This is a genomic window from Acinetobacter sp. RF14B, assembly GCF_006864105.1.
Classification (GTDB): domain Bacteria; phylum Pseudomonadota; class Gammaproteobacteria; order Pseudomonadales; family Moraxellaceae; genus Acinetobacter; species Acinetobacter lwoffii_C.
Genome location: NZ_SMTB01000199.1, coordinates 1 through 978 on the forward strand (window position 1 = coordinate 1; position 978 = coordinate 978).

Consider the following 978-nt stretch of genomic DNA (forward strand, 5'->3'; position numbering starts at 1 on the left):
TACGAGCGAAGTTATGAAAGTTCGATTCTTCCCCCCTCTGAAAAACCGCTTTTAAAAATATTGGCTGCTAGATGGTTTTTACTATCGTGAGCTTTTGCTTTTAAAAAAACACGAGCGAAGCGAGTTCATAGTTGCTTTTGGGGGTTTCGGGGGGCTTGCCCCCTGAACAAGATCACGGAGTGGGAATTTATCACGGTAGTGAAAAAGTACCCTCTGTGTATCCTTGCTTATTTCTTTTTAAACCTTTGAACTTTTTCCCGTAATTTGAAGAAATTGCCCCTCGACTAAGCTTGCTTAGTCAAAAAAGTTTGAGCAAAGCGAAAACATAGGGCAATTTTCATGATGAAAATGGGCTTTTAAGGCTTTTAAATGCTTTTAAGGCTTTTAGACATGCTGAAACGCAAGCCTAGCAAGGCATACAGAGGGCATTTCCCACCGTTTACCGACCCATTTCCCACCGTTTACCGACCCATTTCCCACCGTTTACCGACCCATTCCCCACCGTTTACCGACCTTAATACACAATAATATTTTTTATGTGGTATAACGTAATAAAATATATAGGTGGTTTATGAGTGATTTAATAGTAAAAGATAACGCCCTAATGAACGCTAGTTATAACTTAGCCTTAGTTGAACAAAGATTAATTCTCTTAGCTATCCTTGAAGCTAGAGAATCAGGCAAAGGAATTAATGCTAACGACCCTTTAACCGTTCATGCGGAGAGCTATATCAATCAGTTTAAAGTTGAGAAGCACACTGCATATCAAGCTCTCAAAGATGCCTGCAAGGACTTATTTGCACGGCAGTTTAGTTACCAACAGCGAAGTGCCAAAGGGAATACCACAAACATGACTAGCCGTTGGATTAGTCAAATTGGATATACAGAAAATGAAGCTACGGTACAGCTTGTTTTTGCTCCTGCGGTTGTTCCATTGATTACAAGACTTGAGGAGCAGTTCACGAAGTACGATATAGA

Annotated in this window: 1 protein-coding gene; it reads left to right on the top strand. The window is 40.3% G+C overall.

Annotated features, from left to right (window positions below; genetic code table 11):
- Positions 1-571 precede the first annotated feature (571 nt).
- A partial coding sequence (locus tag E2K52_RS14485) for a RepB family plasmid replication initiator protein (protein ID WP_151205691.1) occupies positions 572-978 on the top strand: 407 nt, incomplete at its 3' end.